The organism is Enterococcus sp. AZ062 (assembly GCF_051715065.1).
GTDB lineage: Bacteria > Bacillota > Bacilli > Lactobacillales > Enterococcaceae > Enterococcus_B > Enterococcus_B mundtii.
In genome coordinates this window covers 906,091-929,313 of record NZ_JBIOTB010000001.1, presented here as the reverse complement: position 1 = coordinate 929,313, position 23,223 = coordinate 906,091, and the positions used below count along the sequence as shown (strand labels likewise).

The window sequence follows — 23,223 nt, the reverse complement described above, 5'->3', positions numbered from 1 at the left end:
CCCAAATAATGAATGAAAAAAACGTATTATTTACTATATTTGGCGGTACAGGAGATTTAGCACAACGTAAATTGTATCCTTCCCTTTTTCGTTTATACAAAAAGGGCAACTTGAGCGAACATTTTGCTGTGATCGGTACAGCACGTCGTCCTTGGAGTGATGAACACTATCGTAAAGTGGTTAAAGGAACAATCGAAACATTGAATCCTTCTGCCGAAGAAGCCGAACGATTTGCTAGCCATTTTTATTACCAATCTCATGATGTCAATGATTCTTCTCATTACCAAACATTAAAAGAATTATCTGATCGTTTAGATGAAAAATACCACTTGAATGGTAATCGAATGTACTATTTAGCTATGGCTCCTCAATTTTTCGGCACGATCGTTTCACATTTGAAATCTCAGAAAATCATCACTGAAACTGGCTTCAACCGATTGATTATCGAAAAACCTTTTGGTTCTGATTTCCATTCTGCATTTGAATTGAATGAAAAAATTCGACAAGCCTTTCCAGAAGACGATATTTTCCGTATCGACCATTACTTAGGTAAAGAAATGATTCAAAATATCTCTGCGATTCGCTTTGCCAATAATATTTTTGAGTCTCAATGGAACAATCGTTACATCGACAACATCCAGATCACTTTTGGTGAAAGTTTAGGTGTCGAAGATCGTGGCGGCTACTATGACCACAGCGGTGCGTTAAAAGACATGGTCCAAAATCATATCCTTCAAGTATTAGCATTACTCGCGATGGAACCGCCTGTTGCCTTTTCCGAAAAAGAAATCAGATCAGAAAAAATCAAAGCTTTAAAAGCTATTCGTATTTATGAAAAAAAAGAAGTCTTAGAAAATTTTGTACGTGGGCAATATGCTGCAGGTCAATTAGATGATCAGACATTCAAAGGCTACCGTGAAGAAGACAACGTTGATCCACAATCGACAACTGAAACATTTGTTGCTGGAAAATTTACGATCGATAATTTCCGTTGGTCTGGCGTACCGTTTTATGTACGTACTGGGAAACGTCTTACTGAAAAAGGTACACGAATCAATATTGTCTTTAAACAAGTACCTGTCAATGTATTTAAAACATCGATCGACGAACCTTGTAATGATCCAACGTTACCACCAAATGTTTTGACTATCTATATTCAACCAACAGAAGGTTTTTCATTTACATTAAATGGAAAAAAAGTTGGTCAAGGCTTCGCCACCGATCCAATCAAACTGGAATATCGCAATAGTGCTGAAATGGTCGAAAATAGTCCTGAAGCGTATGAAAAGCTTATGTTAGATGCATTGAACGGTGATAGCACCAACTTCTCTCATTGGGAAGAAGTCGCACAATCTTGGCATATCGTTGACGTGATCCGCCAAGTTTGGGATCAGGTACAACCAGATTTCCCGAATTATAAAGCTGGTTCTATGGGTCCTGAAGCAGCATTCGAGCTTTTAGAAAAAGACGGGTTCGAATGGATCTGGCAACCAGATCATTGGTACCGTGAACGTGGTAAATTGGATTAGTGACCAATCATTTGCTATTCGCTTAAAAATACTCTTTGATGTAATAAAAACAACCAAACACAAAATGTGTTTGGTTGTTTTTTACTAACTTTTATTCAAAACCTTCTGCGACTGCTTCTGGATAGAATTCTTCAACAAGTTGTGCGCAACGTCCGCATAAGTGTGGTAATTTTTCATCAGTTCCAACATCTTTACGGATTTGACGGCAACGATCACACGTTTCACCTTCTGCTTTTTCGACTAAAATCGCTACATCATCAAAGACTAAAGCATTTTCAGGCGCTTCAGTGTTTTCTGGCATAATCGTAAAGTAGTCTGGTGAGACGATCAATAACTGAGGAATGTCAGCAGCAACTGCTGTCAATAATTGATTCACTTGTTGATTCGGATAGATCGTTAATTTTGCTTCTAATGATTTTCCAATCAATTTACTATTTCTTGCTTCTTCTAGTGCTTTTAAGACTTTATCACGGAAATCCATGAAGGCCGCCCATGTATCTAACAACTCATCTTGGTTCGCATATTCAACATATCCTGGTAGCTCACTTAATTGAACATAAGCTTCCTCTTCTTTTAAGAATGACCAGATTTCCTCTGTTGTGTGAGGAATGATCGGTGTCAGTAATTTTGTTAATGAAACAGCTGTTTCGTAAAAAACAGTTTGCATACAACGACGTTGATGATCATTTTCTGCTTCAATATAAACAACATCTTTTGCAAAATCAAGATAGAAAGAAGAAAGATCAACTGTTAAGAAATTCATCACTGTGCGATAGATTTGCATAAAGTTATACTTATCATATCCTTCTTCACGAATTTCTTTGATGACTTGATTTAAACGAACTGTCATATATTTATCAACTGAACGACGATCTTCATACGCTACTGCATCTTTCTTAGGGTCAAAATCATCCGTATTTGCTAATAGGAAACGCATCGTATTTCGGATTTTCCGATAAACTTCAGCAACTTGTCCTAAAATATCCATAGACACACGAACATCTGCTTCGTAGTCCACACTAGATACCCATAGACGTAGAATATCCGCACCAAATTGTTTGATCACTTTATCTGGAACGATCGTATTGCCTAATGATTTACTCATTTTTCGACCTTCGCCATCTAACGTGAAGCCTTGGGATAAAACTGATTTGTATGGCGCAACACCATTGATCGCTACACTTGTAGTGATACTTGAATTGAACCAACCACGATATTGATCTGAACCTTCAAGATACATATCTGCTGGGAAAGATAACTCAGGGCGTTGACGTAAAACAGCTTCATGAGAAGAACCTGAATCAAACCAGACGTCCATGATATCTGTTTCTTTCGTAAATTCGCCATTTGGTGATCCTGGATGCGTAAAGCCTTCAGGCAGTAAATCCTTCGCTTCTTTTTCAAACCAAATGATTGAGCCATGGGCCGCAAATAATTCAGCGACATGTTCAATAGTCTCAGGTGTAATGATCGCTTCGCCATTTTCAGCATAAAAAATTGGTAGTGGGACGCCCCAAGCACGTTGGCGTGAGATGACCCAATCGCCGCGATCACGTACCATATTGTAAAGACGTGTTTTTCCCCATGGAATGATCCAATCAACTTTTTCCACTTCATCAAGAATGTTTTGGCGGAAATCATTGATTGAAGCAAACCATTGTGGTGTTGCACGATAAATGACAGGTTTTTTAGTACGCCAGTCATGTGGGTAACTATGGGTGAAGAAATCCAATTTCAACAAGGCACCTTTTTCTTGTAATAGATCCGTGATCATTGGATTTGCTTTGTCATAAAAGATTCCTTCAAATCCAGGTGCTTCATCCGTAAATACACCTTTAGAATCAACGGGAGAAACCACAGGTAAATTGTAACGATTTCCTGCAATATAGTCATCTTCCCCATGTCCAGGTGCGGTGTGGACTAATCCAGTACCTGCATCCAAGGTCACGTGATCTCCTAAGATCACTAAAGATTCACGTTCATAGAATGGATGTGTCGCTGTCATGTATTCCATCTCTTGTCCTGCAAATTCTTTTAAGACTACGACTGTTTCCCAGCCAATTGCCTGTTGCACCGTTTCCATCAAATCTTTGGCAACGACAAATTTGCGACCATCAGCTTCTACTAAGACATACGTAAATGTTGGGTTTACAGCAATCCCTTGGTTAGCTGGCAATGTCCATGGTGTCGTTGTCCAAATAACGAAAGCAGTATCTTCTTCCAAAAGACCTTTGCCATCCTTCACAGTGAAAGCGACATAGATAGAAGGAGATTTGACATCTTTATATTCAATTTCAGCTTCAGCTAATGAGGATTCACTAGATGGTGACCAGTAAATTGGTTTTAATCCTTTGTAGATATACCCTTTTTCAGCCATTTTACCAAACACACGGATCTGTGCAGCTTCATAGGAAGGATCTAAAGTGACATAAGGATTTTCCCAATCACCAGCAACACCTAAACGTTTAAAGTCTTCCCGTTGTTTGTCTACTTGTGAAAGGGCGTATTCACGACATTTTTCCAAGTATTCAGCCATCGTCATTTCTTTTCTTTTGATCCCTTTGTTCGTCAAGACTTGCTCGATTGGTAAACCATGCGTATCCCAGCCAGGAACGTACGGCGCACGAAAACCAGACATTGATTTTGAACGGATGATGATATCTTTACTAATTTTGTTTAAAGAATGCCCTAAATGGATATTTCCGTTTGCATACGGAGGACCATCATGAAGAATAAAGCTTGGTTTGCCTTCATTCAACGCTTGTCTTTGTTGATAGATTTGATTTTCTTCCCATTCTTTTTGCCACTCACCTTCACGGTTCGGCAAATTCCCACGCATAGGAAAACTTGTTTTTCCTAGTTGCAAGGTTTCTTTCATTTTCATACAAACACTCCTTAACTATAGTTTACAGAACGCAAAAAAGCATGTTCATCCTAGGGACGAACATGCCGTGGTACCACCCAAATTTAGTTACAATCGTAACTCTCGAAGACCGATAACGAGGTCAGCCGCTATTTCTTACTGTCGTTCAGAAATAAAGCAAGTAGAGGATCTTTCACTTTGCAGGGTCTTACCAATCTTACACTGTCATTGGCTCGCTTTAAGAATGTCAAAATGCTTTTCTGTTCTACTCTTCTTCGTATTCTCCAGGAATGATCGAAAGATCGATTGCTTGCGTATCAAAAGCAGTCACTGGAGACTCGTATACTCCTGTTTCAGAGTGTACATCACTTTCAATTTCATTGTCAAGCTGTTTTGCCAAAACTTCTTTGATTACTTCATGGCTGTCTGTTACATAACTCGAGAATGGTTGTAAGATCTCATCCCATTCTGGACTTTTCACTTGTTCAAGTTGTGATTCCAACATCAAGCTGATTCGTTGATGGAATACACGTGTTTTCTTTTTCAAATCTTCTGTTTCTGTAGCCAATTGTCTTGCTTTTTCAGTCGCATCTGTCAAGATACGGCGGGCTTTTTCTTCTGCATCCGTTGTTAATTGGTGTGCGCGTTTTTCAGCGTTTGCTACCATTTCGTCTGCTTTATTTTGTGCAGAAGTCACGATCACTTCTGATTCTTTACTTGCGCTTGTTTTTACTTTGTCGGCTGTATCTTGTGCCACGATAATCGATTGATTCAACGCATCTTTCAGTTCATTGAAGTATTCAAGTTTTTCTTCTGAATGCTTCACTGCTTTTTCTAACTCACGATTTCTTTGTGTTACTTCTTCGTAATCACGAACAACTAAATCTAAGAAATCATCTACTTCGTCTTGATTATATCCCCGCATTTTTGTTGGGAATGTTTTATTTTGAATATCTAATGGAGTTAAAGCCATGAGTAAACCACCTTCTTGTTTTATTTACGTAATACACCAAACAACACCCTGCACTTGTCTTTCTTTGTTTTCCCCTCAAGGTCTTGGATTTGTATTCTACCATATCCTCTGATCGAAACAATATCTAATAACTCAAGCAAAAAATCCGGTTTTGTATTTTCTGTCCAATTAACTTTTACTTTCCCCGATTCGATCAGCTGCTTTGAACGCTGTCTTGAAATATTATAAATTTCCGAAATCACACTATCCAGTCTAAGTGAACTGACCGTACCTCTTTCTTGAGTCCAGCTGTCTTTTGGCAAGATCATATCTGTGTAATTGATCTCCTCTAAGCGAACAGCCACTTTCCCGATTTTAGTCACTTGATTAACGACAAAATGATCGATTTCGTCTGCAATGAAAACTTGCCATCGGTCATCATCTGAAATAATATCACCGAAGTAAGAACGTTTAATCCCTGTGCCAACTAGTGTACCTAAAATCTTTCCATGACTCAAACTGGCAAATTTACTTGGGTAATGGATTTCATATAACGACATTTCAAAATCATCGTCAACTGGTTCATAGTAGTCTGGGAAAATCAAGCATCTTTTTCGTTCTGCTTGCTCATAGCCACCGTATAATTGAAAACGCAAGTCACTATTTTGGCGAATCAAGGTCTCTAAGATGTAACATTGTCTTGGATCAAGAAATTCTGTCAGATAAGGTGCATACTGACTTTGGACCTGTTCGATCCAATCTCCGACAGAGTCAATAAACGGACGTTCATCTACTCGGAAATGCTGATACACATTCGTATCCACTTGATTCCCTCCTATATATCCCTGGTTGTTCTACACTAAATAGCGAACGTAATCATCCATAAAACGATATGCTGCAATCCTTGGACAGCAAGATTTAAAATGACAATTGATGCTAAGACAGTAAAATCCATTGGTCCAAATCTTAAAGGCAAACGATCGAATAGGCTGATATATGGTTCACAAATCTTTGCTAATATACGTCCAAGGCTAGATTGATACCCTCCTGGAAACCAAGATAGTAACGCATAGACTACTAGGATCATGCTATAAAAGTATGCAGCACGTGAAATTAAATTAAGTAACATAAAAAGAATATAAATGTTTGCTCCTCCTCTTTACAGATCAAACATACTTCCATCTGCGAAAGATTGAGCCGTTGAACTATCGATTTCCAGACCAGCTGGTGTGCAAAGGAAAATCTCATCACCTACTCGTTTGATATCGCCGTCTAACGCATAGACTGTCCCTGTTAGGAAATCCACGATACGTCGAGCCTGCTTTTCTTCTACTAACCGAAAGTTGACTAATGTTGCTTCTCCCGCAATGATCCTTTTAGCAATCGTCATTGCTTCAGAGTAGGCACGAGGTTCCATCACTGTGATTTTTCCTGCTAACTGTGTGTTAGGTTGAACAGATGGTCTCGTTTGTCGTTGGTCTTTTTGCGTATTTTTTGTAGAAGTTTGATGTAATTCGATGACTTTTTTTGTTTCGTTCGTCGGCGCATTCTCACGACCAACCGGACGAGATGTCGTCGTTGGGCGTTGTTTTTTTTCAATCGGCTGTGAAACAGCTGGAGAATGTTGTTGATACTGTGTGTTTGATTTAGTTGGTTGCTTAGCAACCTGTTGTTGTTCAGGATAATCTTCGTATTCGTACTCTTCTTCATCAGCTAATCCGAAAAAATTAGCAATTGCTCCCCTGTTTAAAAGTGGCATTATTCTTCCTCCTCGTCTTTGAATAGCGCTGTTCCTACACGGATAAATGTAGCTCCTTCTTCAATTGCAAGTTGAAAATCTTGGCTCATCCCCATGCTCAGTTCGGTACATGGTGCATGTGTGTATTGTTTTGATTGGGCAAGATCACGCAATTCTCTCAGCGTTTCAAACACTTTACGAATTTGTTCAGCAGAAGCGTCCTTCGGTGCCATAGTCATAAGTCCCACTACCTGTATATTTGGATAGGCTGCTAAAGATTCTAAGAAAGGCAGAAGCTCTGCTGGTGAGATACCGTGTTTCGATACTTCACCAGACACATTGACTTCCACAAAACAAGCTAATTGTTTTTCTAATCTTTTTTGGATTTCTTCTGCTAATTTCAAACTGTCTAACGCATGAAAGTAATCAATTTCATTTACAATCAATTTTACCTTTCTGCGTTGTAAATTACCAATTAAATGCCACTTCACTTCAGAATATTTAAGCAAATCTTGTTTTTTTTGCAACAATTTATCGACACGATTTTCTGCACAATGTGTGACTCCAGCATTGATTAATTCTTCAGTTTGGAGTGATTCTACAGATTTTGTAACAGCTACTAATGTCACTTCTTTCGGGTCACGATGAACAAGAGCACACGAATCCTGAATGTCTTGCTTGATATTCTGCAAGTTGTCAGCAATCATGTGCTCTTCCTCCTTTTATTTTTTACGACGGAAAAACGGCGGTGTATTCAATTCGTCGTCACCTTTTGTTTTTGTTTCTTCACGATTGAATGTATCAAATTCTTTTTTCTCAATAGTTTCGTAATTAGACTCATCCACTTTTGGACGAACATTTTGTTCGCGACGGATGTCCCAATCACCAAAACTGCTTTCATCTTCAGCAGTAATTGGTTTTGCTTGGTCCATGTCTAATCGATTGCTTTGAGCAGAAGATTGCGTTTGAGTTGACGTTTGTCTAGCTGGACGACTAGACTTTCGTTCCTTTTTTGTTTCATCAATACCTGTAGCAATGACCGTTACACGGATTTCATCGCCCATTTCTTCATTGATCGATGTACCTAAGATGATATTTACATCGCCAGTTGCTGCATTTGCTACGATATCTGAAGCATCTTGTGCTTCGAATAACGTCATATCCAAGCCACCAGTGATGTTCAATAGGACTTGTTCTGCCCCATCGATCGATGTTTCTAATAATGGAGAAGAGATTGCTTTCTTCGTTGCTTCGATCACGCGTTCTTCACCGCTTGCTACTCCGATACCCATCAAAGCAGTACCTTGGTTTGCCATGACTGTTTTTACATCAGCAAAATCCAAGTTTACGTAACCTGGTGCAGTGATTAGATCAGAGATACCTTGCACACCTTGGCGTAAGACATTATCTGCCTCACGGAATGCTTCAAGCATTGGTGTCTTTTTGTCAACGACTTCAAGAAGACGGTTGTTTGAGATAATCAATAATGTATCAACATTTTCTTTCAAACGTGCGATACCTTCCGCAGCGAAACGGCCACGTTTTGGTCCTTCAAATGTAAATGGACGAGTGACAACACCTACTGTCAATGCGCCTAATTCTCTAGCAATTCCAGCAACGATCGGTGCAGCACCAGTACCAGTTCCACCACCCATACCAGCAGTGATGAAGATCATGTCTGCGCCTTCTAATGCTTCACGTAAAGATTGTTCACTCTCTTCAGCTGCTTTTTGGCCAACTTCTGGTTGTGAACCTGCTCCTAAACCACGTGTGTATTTAGGGCCTAATTGGATCACTGTTTCAGCTTTTGAATTTTTTAATGCTTGAACGTCTGTGTTGGCAGTGATAAACTCAACACCTTTAACGTTTTCTTCAATCATACGGTTTACAGCGTTTCCGCCTCCACCACCGACGCCGATTACTTTGATGACTGCGCCGTCATTGATGTTATTATCAATTGAGAATTCCATGTTTTTTTCCTCCCACGATGATTAATCAAATATATTGGTAAAAAATCCTTTGATTTTACTTGTTACGTTTTCGCCAGAATTTTTTTCTTCTGGTTCTTCGTTATACGTTGTTTCTTCTGCCACATCGTATTGTTCATAAGATGTGTGAGCTTCCGGCTCATTGGTTGTATAATGAACAGGTGCTGATTCCCCCATAACAGCGATTTTAGCTAATTGGTATACTTCACTTAAATTCGCAGAGTAATCAACGATACTGATCACGTTTGTAAATACCGGATTTCTTAGACCCATTTGATTTGGTACATAAAGTTTCACGTTTACGCCAAATATTTCCTGTGCCAAATCAACGACACCTGGAAGGCTTGCTGCCCCACCAGTTAACACGATACCACCAGGCAGCTCTAATGCTTCGATTTGATCTAATGCTTCTTTTGCTTTATTGAAGATTTGTTCCATTCGAGCAGAGATCACTTCTGATAGGTAATGTTCATCGACTCGAACAGGTTCTGTTTGGCCAATCACATCTACCGGAAATTCTTCTTGCTCTGAGGTACGTTCTGGATAAGCATCCCCGTAATTTATTTTTAATGCTTCTGCATTGTTGAAGGAAGTATTTAAAACAATGGAGATATCTTTTGTGACAAATTCGCCACCTTCTTGATCTAGGCTCGTGAATTTCAACTGTTTGTCATGCATGACAGCTGTTGTTGTTTGTCCACCACCCATATCGATAACGATTGTACCAAAATCTTTTTCTCCATCTGAAAGAATTGATTCAGTCAACGCTAAAGGTGTGATCACTAATTCATTGACGATCAATCCCGCATTCTCAACACACTTACGAATGTTATGAATGATTGTTTTTGGTCCTGTAAATAATAGACCATACATTTCTAATCTGACACCGATCATCCCACGAGGATCTTTGATGCCTTCGAATCCATCTACCGTAAAGTCCTGTGGTAAAATTGACACGATTTGACGTTCAGGAGGTATTGAACGAACCAGTGCAGCTGAAGCCACATTGCGGACATCTTCATCGGTGATTTCTTTTGAATCTCCGTTTACTGCAATCATCCCTTGGCAGTTTTCTACTTCAAGCATGTTTGCTGGTAGACCCACGCTTACACTTTTGATTTGAATGCCGGCTTTTTCTTCTGCCTGACGCACTGCTCGCTGTATCGCTTGTACTGTTTTATCGATATCAACGATGATGCCTCGGTTAATCCCTTCTGATTTTGCGTTCCCTACTCCAATAATATTCATTTGGCTGTCGATATATTCAGCCACGACAACTTTGACAGATGTCGTTCCAATATCAAGGCCTACGTACATTCCTGTTTTTGCCATGAATGGGATTCCCTCCTACTTAACTATTCCATATACATGCGAACCAATAACGTCCGTTTTAAAAATATACTTTATAGATATATTCACTGTTTCCAATTTTACCATAAATTACCAGTTTTTAGAAAGTAGATTATCACATTTTACAGTGGTTTTCTTAATTTTCATCTAAACTTGACGAAGATGGGGTCGTATTTTCATTCGTTGGATTCATTTCGTCTTGATTCTCACTTATTTGAGGCTCATCAACGCCTGTTTCTGGAGTAGAAGTTTGATCCGCACTTTGCGCACTTTCATCTGTACTTTCTTCTGATCCTTCTTCTGCTTCTTCGCTATTATTTGAGTAAGGGTAAGAAAAAATCCCTACTTCCATATCGATCACACCATTTTCTTCCATTTCACTAGCTACTTGCGCATAAAAATTCATTTGTGATGCTAAGTTAGTAATATTGACGATCACTTGATTGCCATCGTTCATATTCAGCTGGATCAAATTTTGATTCGTATTACGTGGCGTATATTTGATTTCCGAAATGGCTTTTTGTAACTCTGGAGATAGTTTATTATATTCTATTGCTAAATCTTTGATTTTTGTTGGGTCAGTAAATCCTTCTAGGATCGGAAGATTTTTTGTTGGACTTTCAACGGTCTCATCCAACACTGTTCCATCTTCGATCACAGGGCTATATTTTCCGTCCGTTAAAATCAAAGCAATCTCTTTATATTCAGTGACAGACAGATCAAATGTATTGACACTACTAAAACCGATCGTAGCAGATTTTATTCGAGGTTGCTCTTTTTTCAAATGATCGATGTAACTTTGGCGTTGCCAATACTGTCCCCAAATATGTTGATTCAATGCTAATTGCGTATCCTTCAATATTTCTTCTTTCGAAACAACTTCATTTCCGGAAATAGAAACACCCTCTAATTTGCTCAACGGGGAAACGTAATAAATCAAAAATAACAAAGGAATCAAAAGAATGGAAATGATTAAACTCAGCCTTTTGTATAAAACTTTGTTTCGATAATTTTTTAAATTAGGCAAGCGATCGATAAACGAACCATTATACGGTCCCCCGTCTTTCTTATGTTCGATTTCTTCATAGTCTAATAAATCATCTTCTTCAACAAGCAATTCTTCTTTTTCAGAAGAAATAGGATCTTTTTGTTCTTCTTTATGCTCGCTTTTTTCACTTGTTCCTGTCTGATGATCTGTTTTTTCTTTATGTTCTTCTAAGTATTTTCGGTTGGCCATTTGCCAAGGTGTCAGCGAGTTTTCATCGTTTGACTTCTCAGGCATTTTTTTTGTTTCTTTTTTCTTACTCATCTATGACCACCACCTTATTCTATGATTAACGATTTTGCTAGTTGGTACAAGCGCTCAGACGCATCCGGGATACCTAATGTTTTAGAGGCAGTTGACATGCTTTTTTGCAGTGTTTCATCTGTCATGATCTCATTTATCGCGGCACCCAACGAATCACCATCCAACTCTCCATCCGCAATCATCTTAGCCGCCCCAACTCGAACGAGACTCATCGCGTTTTTTGTCTGATGATCGTTTGTCACATAAGGACTTGGGATAAGGATCGCAGGTAACCCAAGTGCGGTCAGCTCAGCAATGGAGGTTGCCCCTGCTCGTCCGACCAATAGATCACTTGCCGCCATCACCGCTGCCATTTCATTGATGTAAGGTTGAATACTGATATTTGCTTTTGTTTCTCCTAACTTTTCCTTAATGCTTTGATAATAACGTTCTCCTGATGCATAAAGGATCTGATAATCCGTCGCTTCAAATGTATCCAAATAAGAAGTAACAGCTTGGTTGATTTTTAATGCCCCTTGGCTTCCTCCAAAAATCAAGACTGTTTTCTTCTCAGGATCAAGATCAAATTTTTTTAGAATATCCGTTTTCATCGTATCTGCAACTTCTTGTGCTCGCGGGTTACCAATCAAAACTGATTTGTCCTCCGGAAAAAAGGTCGCTGCATCTTTAAAAGAAAGCGCGATTCGATCCACATAACGACTCAAAAATTTATTTGTCATCCCCGGCACACTATTTTGTTCATGGATGATTGTCGGAATCCCTAACTTAGCTGAGGCATACACAACTGCTCCAGAAACATAACCACCGGTTCCGATCACGATGTCTGGCTGAAATTCTTTTAGTATTTTTTTCGCTTGATGGATACTTTTTAAGAATAATTGGATCGTTTTGACATTAGCTAGTGAAAACTTTCGCTGAAATCCTTGGATCTCTAAGGTATGAAAAGGAATCCCAGTGGTTGGAACAATTTTGTTTTCCAAACCACGTTTTGCACCTACATACATAAACTCGGCGTTCGGCTCTTGTGTTTTCACATAATTGACGAAGGCTAGCGCGGGATAGATATGTCCACCGGTTCCTCCACCTGTTACCAAAATTTTCATAGTTATTATCGCTCGTTTCTACTTTTCTATTTTTAATTTTCTAACGGCTTCCATAAAGCGATCGCCACGGATCTCAAAATTAGGATATTGGTCCCAACTTGCATTGGCTGGTGATAATAAAACCACATCTCCTGGCTCGCTATTTTCTAAAGCTACAGGAACCGCAGCTTCCACAGACTCTGCGGTGCAGATCGTTGGTATGCCCGCTTTTTCACCAGCATCCTTCAATTTCTCTTTGGTTTCACCAAAAGTGATCAATCCCTTCACACCTTCAAGTGATGGAATGAGTTCATCAAAGCTATTGCCCCGATCAAGTCCACCGGCGATCAGAATCAATTTTTCCGGTTGAAATCCGCTTAATGCCATCTTGGTCGCTAAGATATTTGTGGCTTTCGAATCATTGTAAAATTTACGTCCTTGGACCTCACCGACATATTGTGTACGATGTGGTACGCCATGAAAATGACTCAATGTTTCTTTTATTTCTTCATTTGAGACATTATATTGTTTTGCAACAGTAATAGCTGCTAACGCATTTTCGACATTGTGTGCTCCTGGAACACCTATTTCTGAGATTTCCATGACTTTTTCTTTGTCGTAATAAATAACTCCCTCAAAAGAATAAGCACCTGTCTCTAAGACTTGATCTGTCGCAAAAGGTAACACTTTCGCTTTTGTTTTTTTACTTAGTTCCTGTAATTCTTTCTGATTCCAATTCAGTACAAGATAATCCTCTGACGTCATGTTTTTTTGCAAATGCCATTTAGCTTTGACGTAGGCTGGACGAGAGCCATGATAGTCGATATGTGCTTCGTAGATATTGGTGATCACTGCAATGTGGGGACGAAGATCAGTAATCCCCATCAATTGAAAACTTGAAAGTTCCATAACAATCTTGTCTTCCGGATTTGCTTCTTGTGCCACACTACTTGCAGGATAGCCAATATTACCAGCTAAACGAGTGATACCTGCTGATTTCCCCGCATTCAACAATAACCCAGTCATTGTTGTTGTCGTCGTTTTTCCGTTGGTGCCTGTTATGCCGATAATTGGGCATTCCGCTACTTCGTAAGCCAGTTCAACTTCCGTAATTACCGGAATACCCATTTCTTGAGCTTTTGCAACGAATGGATGTGTGTAAGGAATACCTGGATTTTTGATCAGCATTGAAAATTTTTCATCTAATAATTCAATTGGGTGACTACCAGTCACTACTTTGATCCCTAAAGAAAGTAATTCTTGCGCTTCAGGATTTTCATCAAACGGTTTTCCATCATTAACGGTGACAAGTGCGCCCAGTTCATGTAATAACTTGGCCGCACTGAATCCACTTTTTGCTAATCCTAATACAAGGACTTTTTTATTTTCATAAGTTGTTATTTTTTTCATTCTCGTCATCTCCTACCATACGATCCACAATGTGATCAACGAAGTAATTACACTTGTTATCCAAAAGACAGTATCTATCTTCCATTCAGACCAACCACTCATCTCGAAATGATGATGGATTGGTGACATTTTAAAGATTCTTTTACCAGTCAATTTGAAAGAAGATACTTGTAACATCACGCTAGCTGTTTCGATGACATACATCAGACCGATCAATAGTAATGTCCATTCCTGATTGAGCATGATCGAGATTGCTGCTAATAATCCTCCTAATGCTAAGGAACCGACATCCCCCATGAATATTTTGGCAGGTTTGCGATTATAGACGAAAAACCCTAGTAAACCACCTAAAACACTCAAGCAGATAATTAAGACATCATACTGCTGTTGGTGCCAAGCGATAACTGCGTAGGTCAAAAAAGAAATACTTCCTAATCCAGCTACTAAGCCATCAATACCATCTGTTAAGTTAACAGCATTGGAAAAGCCAACTAACCAGAAAATCGCGAATAATCCGTACAACCAACTTAATGGAAGATCAATTCCAAAAAAATTCAGTGTTCCAGGGTATCCTTCACCACGATAAACGAGATAAAAGATGATTCCCCCAACAATTTGCCCAATCAATTTTTGCTTTGAGTTCAATCCCATATTTCTTTTCTTGAAGATTTTGATGAAATCATCTAAAAAACCAATTGCTCCATATAGGGCAAGTACAAAAAGTAGGATGAAAAGAGTAGGCGTCAACTGTTGTTGCCAAGCGCCTACCCAGATACCAGTCAAGAGCGCACTGACTAAAAACACCAATCCCCCCATCGTTGGAGTTCCGGCTTTTACATTATGCCATTTAGGTCCTTCCTCACGAATGGCTTGGCCTTGTTTTTTCATTTGAAAATAACCAATAAATAACGGCATTGTTGCAATCGTCATTGCACAACTACTCGCAATGGGAATTAATGTTTGTGTCAAATCCATGCTCTCTTCTCTCCTATTATTCTTTTAGATGGAAACTTAATGTTTCATCAGATATTTTTTCATAAGGTGCGAGGCTTTGTTCTGTACAGTAACCATCACCGTGGAACGTCACTTCGACACCAAGTATTTTTCCTAATTTCATGATATCTGCCTTTGACCAGCCTGTCACATCAGGCATCAATGCAGTACCACCACTATATAAAATCAATTTTTCTCCCGATATCAGCTCATCCCCATTTGCTGTGGATTGCGCTTCTACCTTGTCTCCATCGCCGATGACTACTGGTTGCAAACCGCTCTTTTGTGCATCAGCAGCGGCAATATCAGGATTCAAATTACGATAGTCAGAGACAGTGATATTTTCCGTCTTTTTCTCTTCTGGCGTAGCTGTTTCAGCTTCTTTGAAATCCATTGCTCGTTTCAGTAATGGGTTCGCAATTTTTGCTAAAGCTGTGCGGTCATATGTCTTAGGATGTTTCATTGTCAGATAAAGGACATATTCGGGATCCTCAGCTGGTACCATTTCGACGATCGAATACAAATACGCGGTATCACCTGTTAGATAACCTCCTGTATCAGAAGCAATCTGGGCTGTTCCTGTTTTAGCTGCAATATTGTATCCCGGAACATTATATACTCCGTAAGCACTCCCGTAATTTTCATTTTCTATGACATCACGCATATACTCACGAACTTTTTCTGTCGTTTCTTTCGAAAATGGCTGTCCTAACACTTCCGTTTCAGTAGAAACTTCTTCTCCAGTATTTGGATCAACGATCTTACTGATATAACGTGGTTGGATCATCGTCCCGTTGTTGGCGATCGCGCTGAAAGCTTTCATCATTTGGAAATTCGTGACACCAATCGCTTGGCCATACGCACTCATCGCTTGGTCAACGATATTAGCAGTGGGTAAAGCACCCGCAACTTCATCATCCAACCCAGAGTGAGTACTTTGCCCAAATCCTAGTTTTTGCAAATAGTTATACCACTTGCCACCTAAACGTTGTTCCAGCATTACCATTCCCACGTTACTAGACCATGAAAGAGCTTGACGCATGGTCAGTATTCCTTTTTTACCAAAGTCATGGTCATTGATCGTGGCATCAGCCACTTTGATCTGTCCGGATAGGAAAGATTCATTTTCATCAAATTTACCTTCTTCGATCGCTGCTGCTGTCGTGAAGACTTTGATCGTTGAGCCTGGTTCATAAGAATCTTGTACAAGGATGTTACGCCACACAGCATCTTCACCAGTCAACCCTTCCATCGTCTCAGGATTGAATGTCGGGCGTTGGCTCATCGCAGTGATCTCGCCTGTTTTAGCTTCCATCAATATCGCAGTCAATTCTTCAGGTTGGTATTCTTCATTGACTTGATCCATCAATGTTTCTAAGTAACTTTGCAGACGACTATCAAGGGTCGTATACACATCTTTACCGTCTGTTGCCTTTTCTTCTTCTGCTACAGTACCTGGTAATGGGTTTTGGAAATTATCTTTTTGATAGTAGATCTTTCCGTTTTGTCCACTCAAAATATCATTATAAGCAGATTCGATCCCAAGTCGGCCAACTAAACCATTTTCTTCTTCATCCGGTACCGCATAGCCAATAAAATGGGAAGAAAATACCCCACTAGGATACATACGTGCAGGATGGTTATCGAAATAAAGCCCAGTCACATCAGCTGCTTTCATCTCTGCTTCGATGTTTTGTTTCGTTTCTTGGGTGATATTACGTCCATAATTCCCAAACTCTACTTGGTAGAGATTTTGCTCGGCTCCATCACGTAGCACCTTCAAGGCTTTACTTTTTTCCATTGAAAGGTTTTTACTGATAATATCCGCAAGTGTATCGAAATCTTTTTCTTGTGCATATAATTTTTTATTTCCAGTCGTGTATGTTTCGGAAAGAATCGCTTTGATCGAGTAAGACGTGGCATCTTCTGCTAGTGCCACCCCATTACGATCAAAAATCGTGCCTCGTTTTGCCTTGACCTCTTCACTACCTTGATAAAGCTGGTTCGTTTTTTCTTCTAGTGATGTGCCAGCCACATGTCCACCGATCACGATGTATGCAAAACGAACGGCAAATAAAAAGAACAATCCAATACTCGTAGCAAATAAAATGATACCTACTTTTTTGCGATTGTTCATCGGATTTAGATTTTTCTTTTCCATAAACCGCCGGAATTTATTTTTAAGACTCATTTACTTCACTTTCCTTAAATTGTCGTCATTGATTGACAACCCTTTTTCTTCTGCGATTTTTTTAACACGCTCGGTACGAGAAAGTTCACTTTTCTCTTGTTCCAAACTGATTTTTTCTTGATTTTTTTCATTATATTCAACCTGTAGCGCACCGATTTGCTTTTCCATACCACTGATATTGGTTCGTAACATCACTGTTAATACGCAAAGTGCGATGACAGAAAAAGCAATACACACTACTGCAAGCTTTTCAAAAATAGAGATTTGCTTCAAGCGTTTTGCTGGAGATTGAGGAAGAACGATTTCTTTCTCTGAGGGTGAATCTGGCAGAGGTTGCTCTGGTAGTTCAATTTCTTGTAAATCATATGGATATTGTTGGACTTTCTTTAGTTCTGCCATTCTTCTACTCCTCTTTCTCTCGTATTTTTTCAGCGATACGCAATTTTGCACTACGAGAACGATTGTTTTCTGCCAATTCTTCTTCAGATGGCAACATCGGTTTTCTCGTTATCACTTTTAATTCAGGTTGGAACTCATCAGGTACGACCGGCAACCCGGGTGGTAAATCTTTGACCGTACTATATTCTTTGAACATGTTTTTGACGATCCGATCTTCTAATGAGTGGAAAGTGATCACACTGATCCGGCCACCGACCTTCAATAAGCGGATTGCTTGTTCTAAGGAGGCTTCCTCCGCACCTAGCTCATCATTGACTGCAATTCGCACAGCTTGAAAAATGCGTTTTGCGGGATGACCGCCTTTTCGTCTTGCTGGGGCAGGAATCACCTGTTTGATGATTTCTACTAATTCCCCTGTTGTTTCAATCGGATGATCTTTTCTCACCCGTTCAATTTCTCTGGCAATTTGTTTTGAAAACTTTTCTTCTCCATAACGAAAGAAAATCTTTACTAATTCGTTGTAAGGATATTCGTTGATCACATGATACGCTGACAAAGGTGCCGATTGATCCATTCGCATATCCAAAGGCGCATCTTGATGATAACTGAATCCACGTTCTGCTTCGTCTAATTGTGGCGAAGACACGCCTAAGTCGTAAAGTATCCCATCGACCTTAGGTACGTATTCAGTCAAGCGCTCTTCAAGCTCACGGAAATTTGCTTTGATAAAAGTGACCATACCTTTTTCGACATACTCAGCCAAGCGGATTTTTGCGTGATCGATTGCTATTTGATCTTGATCAAACGCATAAAGATGACCCTCTGTATTCAGTTGGCTTAATAAGTATTCGCTATGCCCGGCTCCGCCGAGTGTACAGTCCACATAAATTCCGTTCGGTTTGATTGCAAGTCCATCTACCGTTTCTTTTAACATGACTGTATAGTGTTGAAATGTTTCAGTCATTGGTCAGCCTCTTCCTATTTCTTATAATCCGAAATCGATCATATTTTCAGCGATTTCATCAAAGTTTTCTTCCGCAGCTTCTGAAAATTCTTGCCATTTGGCTTCATCCCAAATTTCGATTCGGTTTGACACACCAACAATGACACACTCTTTCGTTATTGTTGCGTAGTTTCTTAATGTATTAGGGATGTTGATACGTCCTTGTTTGTCCAACTCACATTCTGTAGCTGCTGAGTAGAAAAAACGGACAAAGGTTCTAGCGTCTTTCTTTGCTAGGGGCATATCATTGAGTTTCGACTCTAATTCGTTCCATTCGCTCATCGGATAGCCAAAAAGACAGCCATCTAATCCACGAGTCAACACGAATTGTTCGCCTAATTCTTCGCGCAGTTTTGAAGGCACGATCAAGCGACCTTTTGCATCAATATTATGCCGAAATTCGCCCATTAACATCGAAACTACCCCCAATCCTCCACTAACTAAAATCAGTCTACCACAATCCCCCACTTTCTACCACCTTTTATGGGAAATCTGAGAATAACTTTTTGATTAGTAAAAAAAATTTTAACAATCAGGCTGCTAAAAGATTTTTTAAAGTCTTTTAACAGCCTGATTGCGCCATATTAGAGAAACGAAAGGATGTTTAGGACGATCAAAACGAGATACATGACTAAGGTCACCAAAAAAGTAAGACGCCAAGTCATTTTGAAATAACGTGAATACACAAGTTCGTCATAGTAATAAGCTTGGAATATCGCGATACAGATTGCCATTAAAAGGATGGTGATCAATAAAAAGGGCAAAAATGAAGACGTAGCGGTATTACGAGACAATGCGTGGATGCCTCCCCACAAAAAAGGAACGGCTAAATCAGGTGCTTTGACTTTGAAACGACGAGTCAATGCAAATATTTTTACTAGAAATTGACAACCAAAAATCACGATTGCCGGAAAGATGTACCAAAACAATACAAGTGGTGAAAAACTGCCCATTCGACAAATCTCCTTTTTTATCGTTGCGTTCAGTATACGTGATTTAGTTTACACAACGATTTCATTTAGTTTAAATTTATACTGTTTTATTATTTTGTTGCAGCCGTTTTTTGACAAATCAAGATTGATAATCAGTGGGTAGTCTCTTTCAATGTGTTCTTTTCAAGAATTGGTTATAATAGAAGAAAGAAGTATTGAGGAGGTTCCCAATGATAAAGTATTTCACACTTGAAGACCAGAAATTGGTTGATTCAATGGAAGAAACGGCTGAAACCATTTGGTATTGTGTCGAGCGACCAACAGAAGAAGAAATCAATCAATTGATCAAACAGTTCCAAATACCTAAAGATTACCTCACGTCTGTCTTAGACGATGCAGAAAACTCCCGGGTAGAAGAATTTAATCAAGAAAAGCTTACAAAACCAGCATTGGTATTATTGCAATACCCTTTTCCAAAAACTAGTCCTAGCGGATATTTCCAAGTAGATACTTATCCGTTTTCGATTATTCTCACGCCCAAAAAGAAGCTTATCACAATTACGAATCACGAACCACTTTTTTTGAAAAAAGTCTTTCATCAAACGTTTCAAAGAAACGATCTTTCGACAACTCTAAATATTTTTATGCAGTTACTTTGGCAGATCACTCAGTCCTATAACACTTATCTCTCTACCTTACTTGCACAATGTGATTTGTTGGAGACACAACTAAAAGTTTCAACTGAGAATAAACAATTGTATCAAATCATGGATATCCAAAAAAGCTTGGTTTATTTCAAAGAAGCGACTGCCTCGAATCTTGAAGCGTTGCAACAATTAGCCGAGAACCAATCGGTAAAAAATAATCACGCGATGATGAATCACCTCAGAGACGTGATCATCGAAACAGAACAAGCAAAGACCACCGCTCGTATCCGCTTGAAGCTTGTCGAACAGATGAACCAAACTTTTTCTGCCATCATTTCAAACAACTTGAATAATATTATGAAAATTTTAACTTCTTTAACGATTATCCTAACGATTCCAACAATCATTGGAAGTATTTATGGTATGAATATTAAACTACCAATTGCCGAAAGGGATGATGCTTTTCTTTGGTTGATACTATTGACCGTGATCATTTCACTTCTGACTACTTATTATTTGAAAAAAGGTAAGTTTTTATAGAGATGCCCTCTTGTAGAATCAGTGAAAAGCATGTAAAATCAAGTTAACAATAATAAATCGAGGTAATCACGATGCGAGAAAAAAAACAAACAAGCACTTTTGCGAAAGTCACAAAATTAGTGATTTGGACAATGTTGATTTTGACAATCGGCTCAGTCGTTCTAACTGCTGTAATCAGTGTCATGTAAAAATAATGGAGGTTGCGCCAAATTTGGCGCAACCTCCATTTCCTGTTATTAGCTATTATCATCAAGAGTCTGTCACATTGGTTACTACATACTTAAACTGACCTCTTTTTTGTTTGTTCTTGGTTGCTGGCTTGCTTGATTCGATATATTTTTATGTTGGCTTTTTACTCTCGCATCACTTGTTAGCATCGCAAAACTTTTCTTATTTTCATTTTGAAATCTGGTCACTGACTGTGTAGACTGATCCGCCTGTTCTTCTCTCAATCTAAAATCTGAAGTTGGACTGTCTTTGGTCTGGGATGAAGGAGCTTGCTGTAAATCTTTCAAAAAATCCTTCAATTCTGCGGGAAAATTCTGTCCATCCGATGATTCTATCATTTTTAAAATATATTCACCTGTCGGCGTATCTTTTAAATCAATAGTTTTTTGATTCGCTAAGCTGTTATACAGATCCTGTGATTTATTTTGAGACGGTTGCGTAGGAATCGCTTGTTGATATATTGTAGCCTTAGAACGATAGAGCTGTGCTTGCTCTCTGAACTTGATTAGACTTTCTCCTACACCGTGTGTCAAGCTTTCTTCGTTTTCACCTCTTACATTTTTTGCTTCAAATACAGGATTATCATTGAGATTGCGCAGTTTAACTGTGTCAACTTCTTTTCCTCCATGCGTTGTAAAACTGACCTCTGAATTCGGATCATCTTTTGTTTGGGATGAAGAGGCTTGCTGTAAACCTTCTACAAATTTCTTTGTCATTCCCTGATTTTCCATATAGGTTGTCCGATTACGTGAGTCTGTTCCCTGATTTCGCTTGGATGGTCTTGCTTCAAACTTAGATATGTGATCATTTTGAATACTCTTCAAACTTTGCATTGCCTTATCCTGTAGTTCAATCGTCGATTTCTGAGTTGTATCTACACCTTCCTGTGACAAGTGATTCTTTCCTTTTTGCCAGGACGCTATTCCAGTGCTTGTTGGCTCATTTTCTTCTCGCAATCTAAAATCTGAATTTGGACTATCTTTTGTTTGCGATGAATAGGCTTTTTGTAATCCATCCAAAAATCCCTTTAAAATTTCCTGATTTTCCATATTGGTTGTTCGATTACGTGAGTCTGTTCCCTGATCTAGCTTGGATGGTCTTGCTTCAAACTTAGGGATTTCATAAACAAAAGAAGTCTCATCTTTTTGAATTCTACTTGTATGATTTACTATCTGATCATGTAGTCCACTTGCATCTTTCTTAATTGCATCTACATCTTCCTGTGACAAGTGAAACTTTTCTTCTTGCCAGGAAGTCATCCCATTATTCGTTAGCTCATTGTCTTTTGTTTGGGATGTCTGCTCATGGTTGGATGATCTTACTTCAGACTTAAACATTTCATCTTTTTGAATACTATTCAGAATTTTTACTCTCTGATCATGTAGCTCACTTGTGCCTTTCTTAATTAAATAGGAGGCTTCCTTGGAGAGCGCACGGCGATGTCTTGGATTGATCTGTCTACTTCCATTTAGGGATTGTTGCAATACATCACTTGTATTGCGAGATGTATTGCCCTTATGTTCACTAGATTCTTTACGTTTAAATTTCAATGCCTTTTTAGGAACGTACTCACTATTAAAATGTTTAGGAACCGTACCTGTCACATTAGCTAGCCCATTTGATGCTAGAACGTTTTGATCTATACTGACTTGAGGAATTCTCTGTACTACATTACGATAGCTTTGAGTTGCATTTGCTCTAGTATTTAAATCATACGAAGGACTTTCTTGATTTCTTTCTCCAAATGAGGTGCGCGCATTTCCTGCAACTCGATCATTCCTTTGATTAATCGGCTGTAGTGTTGTATTTTGAAGAATACCTGTCGAATAATAAAGATAAGTAACAATTGGGTTTGCTCTCACATTTAGGGATTCATTCCCCATGCGAATAGCTAATCTATTCAGATCTTTTTGAGTATTTGTCTTATTAGCGTCATGCATTCGATTAATGAACTTTCCACCTGTTTCTCTGAAATCAATTCCTGGCATATCTTACACTCCTCGCATTTTTATGTATTTGTTTTGTTCCATTCCTTTTTCTTAGAAAAACTTCTAAAAGTGTACGTTCCT

The 23,223-nt window shown here is 39.0% G+C and carries 21 protein-coding genes; 3 read left to right on the top strand and 18 right to left on the bottom strand.

The annotated features are described in order from the left end of the window. The first annotated feature begins 5 nt into the window (after window positions 1–5). Window positions 6–1,529: a glucose-6-phosphate dehydrogenase gene (gene zwf / locus IGJ00_RS04365; protein ID WP_438844575.1), complete on the top strand. Its 1,524-nt coding sequence runs from the start codon at window positions 6–8 to the stop codon at window positions 1,527–1,529. Window positions 1,530–1,620: 91 nt separating this feature from the next. Here the strand turns inward: zwf and ileS are convergent, their stop codons facing one another. The 17 genes from ileS to IGJ00_RS04280 all read right to left on the bottom strand — a co-directional run bounded on the left by ileS (window position 1,621) and on the right by IGJ00_RS04280 (window position 19,760). Beyond that, the gene (gene ileS / locus IGJ00_RS04360; protein ID WP_438844145.1) at window positions 1,621–4,413 is read right to left on the bottom strand and encodes an isoleucine--tRNA ligase; all 2,793 of its coding nucleotides are present in this window, start codon (window positions 4,411–4,413) and stop codon (window positions 1,621–1,623) included. Between the two features lie 244 nt (window positions 4,414–4,657). Further along, window positions 4,658–5,365 (bottom strand): DivIVA domain-containing protein, encoded by a 708-nt coding sequence (locus tag IGJ00_RS04355; protein ID WP_019722916.1) that lies wholly within the window; start codon window positions 5,363–5,365, stop codon window positions 4,658–4,660. A gap of 20 nt (window positions 5,366–5,385) precedes the next feature. Continuing rightward, entirely contained in the window at window positions 5,386–6,168 is a 783-nt protein-coding gene (locus IGJ00_RS04350; protein ID WP_065095675.1) for an RNA-binding protein, read from the bottom strand. Between the two features lie 35 nt (window positions 6,169–6,203). Next, complete coding sequence (locus IGJ00_RS04345) at window positions 6,204–6,473, bottom strand: YggT family protein (protein WP_071865935.1); 270 nt, start codon at window positions 6,471–6,473, stop codon at window positions 6,204–6,206. Between the two features lie 30 nt (window positions 6,474–6,503). Continuing rightward, on the bottom strand, window positions 6,504–7,103 hold the full coding sequence (locus IGJ00_RS04340; RefSeq protein WP_065095674.1) for a cell division protein SepF: 600 nt from the start codon (window positions 7,101–7,103) through the stop codon (window positions 6,504–6,506). Beyond that, a complete protein-coding gene (locus tag IGJ00_RS04335) occupies window positions 7,103–7,789 on the bottom strand; it encodes a YggS family pyridoxal phosphate-dependent enzyme (protein ID WP_071865934.1) in 687 nt (228 codons plus the stop codon). The genes IGJ00_RS04340 and IGJ00_RS04335 overlap by 1 nt, the downstream gene beginning before the upstream one ends. 15 nt (window positions 7,790–7,804) lie before the next feature. Next, on the bottom strand, window positions 7,805–9,052 hold the full coding sequence (gene ftsZ, locus IGJ00_RS04330) for a cell division protein FtsZ (protein WP_010735977.1): 1,248 nt from the start codon (window positions 9,050–9,052) through the stop codon (window positions 7,805–7,807). Between the two features lie 21 nt (window positions 9,053–9,073). Continuing rightward, complete coding sequence (ftsA, locus tag IGJ00_RS04325) at window positions 9,074–10,402, bottom strand: cell division protein FtsA (RefSeq protein WP_019723318.1); 1,329 nt, start codon at window positions 10,400–10,402, stop codon at window positions 9,074–9,076. Window positions 10,403–10,556: 154 nt separating this feature from the next. Continuing rightward, window positions 10,557–11,729: a cell division protein FtsQ/DivIB gene (locus tag IGJ00_RS04320; protein ID WP_115357426.1), complete on the bottom strand. Its 1,173-nt coding sequence runs from the start codon at window positions 11,727–11,729 to the stop codon at window positions 10,557–10,559. A 14-nt stretch (window positions 11,730–11,743) separates the two neighbouring features. Continuing rightward, complete coding sequence (gene murG, locus IGJ00_RS04315) at window positions 11,744–12,832, bottom strand: undecaprenyldiphospho-muramoylpentapeptide beta-N-acetylglucosaminyltransferase (RefSeq protein WP_071865931.1); 1,089 nt, start codon at window positions 12,830–12,832, stop codon at window positions 11,744–11,746. Window positions 12,833–12,850: 18 nt separating this feature from the next. Then, a complete protein-coding gene (murD, locus tag IGJ00_RS04310; protein ID WP_142432948.1) occupies window positions 12,851–14,221 on the bottom strand; it encodes a UDP-N-acetylmuramoyl-L-alanine--D-glutamate ligase in 1,371 nt (456 codons plus the stop codon). 12 nt (window positions 14,222–14,233) lie between these two features. Beyond that, complete coding sequence (mraY, locus tag IGJ00_RS04305) at window positions 14,234–15,196, bottom strand: phospho-N-acetylmuramoyl-pentapeptide-transferase (RefSeq protein ID WP_066026042.1); 963 nt, start codon at window positions 15,194–15,196, stop codon at window positions 14,234–14,236. 16 nt (window positions 15,197–15,212) lie between these two features. After that, entirely contained in the window at window positions 15,213–17,405 is a 2,193-nt protein-coding gene (locus tag IGJ00_RS04300; protein ID WP_071865929.1) for a penicillin-binding transpeptidase domain-containing protein, read from the bottom strand. Then, complete coding sequence (gene ftsL / locus IGJ00_RS04295; protein WP_010735984.1) at window positions 17,406–17,804, bottom strand: cell division protein FtsL; 399 nt, start codon at window positions 17,802–17,804, stop codon at window positions 17,406–17,408. Window positions 17,805–17,808: 4 nt separating this feature from the next. Then, entirely contained in the window at window positions 17,809–18,768 is a 960-nt protein-coding gene (rsmH, locus tag IGJ00_RS04290) for a 16S rRNA (cytosine(1402)-N(4))-methyltransferase RsmH (RefSeq protein WP_065095669.1), read from the bottom strand. A 21-nt stretch (window positions 18,769–18,789) separates the two neighbouring features. Further along, window positions 18,790–19,221: a division/cell wall cluster transcriptional repressor MraZ gene (mraZ, locus tag IGJ00_RS04285; protein WP_029594184.1), complete on the bottom strand. Its 432-nt coding sequence runs from the start codon at window positions 19,219–19,221 to the stop codon at window positions 18,790–18,792. Between the two features lie 170 nt (window positions 19,222–19,391). Then, complete coding sequence (locus tag IGJ00_RS04280) at window positions 19,392–19,760, bottom strand: DUF3397 domain-containing protein (RefSeq protein WP_071865927.1); 369 nt, start codon at window positions 19,758–19,760, stop codon at window positions 19,392–19,394. 209 nt (window positions 19,761–19,969) lie between these two features. Here IGJ00_RS04280 and IGJ00_RS04275 point away from each other — a divergent pair, with 209 nt between their 5' ends. Together IGJ00_RS04275 and IGJ00_RS04270 are read left to right on the top strand one after the other, a co-directional pair. After that, window positions 19,970–20,926 carry a magnesium transporter CorA family protein gene (locus IGJ00_RS04275; protein WP_010735988.1) on the top strand — a complete coding sequence of 319 codons (957 nt, stop codon included), beginning with the start codon at window positions 19,970–19,972 and terminating at the stop codon, window positions 20,924–20,926. Between the two features lie 71 nt (window positions 20,927–20,997). Continuing rightward, window positions 20,998–21,114 (top strand): DUF4044 domain-containing protein, encoded by a 117-nt coding sequence (locus IGJ00_RS04270; protein ID WP_010735989.1) that lies wholly within the window; start codon window positions 20,998–21,000, stop codon window positions 21,112–21,114. Window positions 21,115–21,198: 84 nt separating this feature from the next. Here the strand turns inward: IGJ00_RS04270 and IGJ00_RS04265 are convergent, their stop codons facing one another. After that, window positions 21,199–23,142 carry a hypothetical protein gene (locus tag IGJ00_RS04265; RefSeq protein ID WP_272018565.1) on the bottom strand — a complete coding sequence of 648 codons (1,944 nt, stop codon included), beginning with the start codon at window positions 23,140–23,142 and terminating at the stop codon, window positions 21,199–21,201. Between the last annotated feature and the right edge of the window lie 81 nt (window positions 23,143–23,223).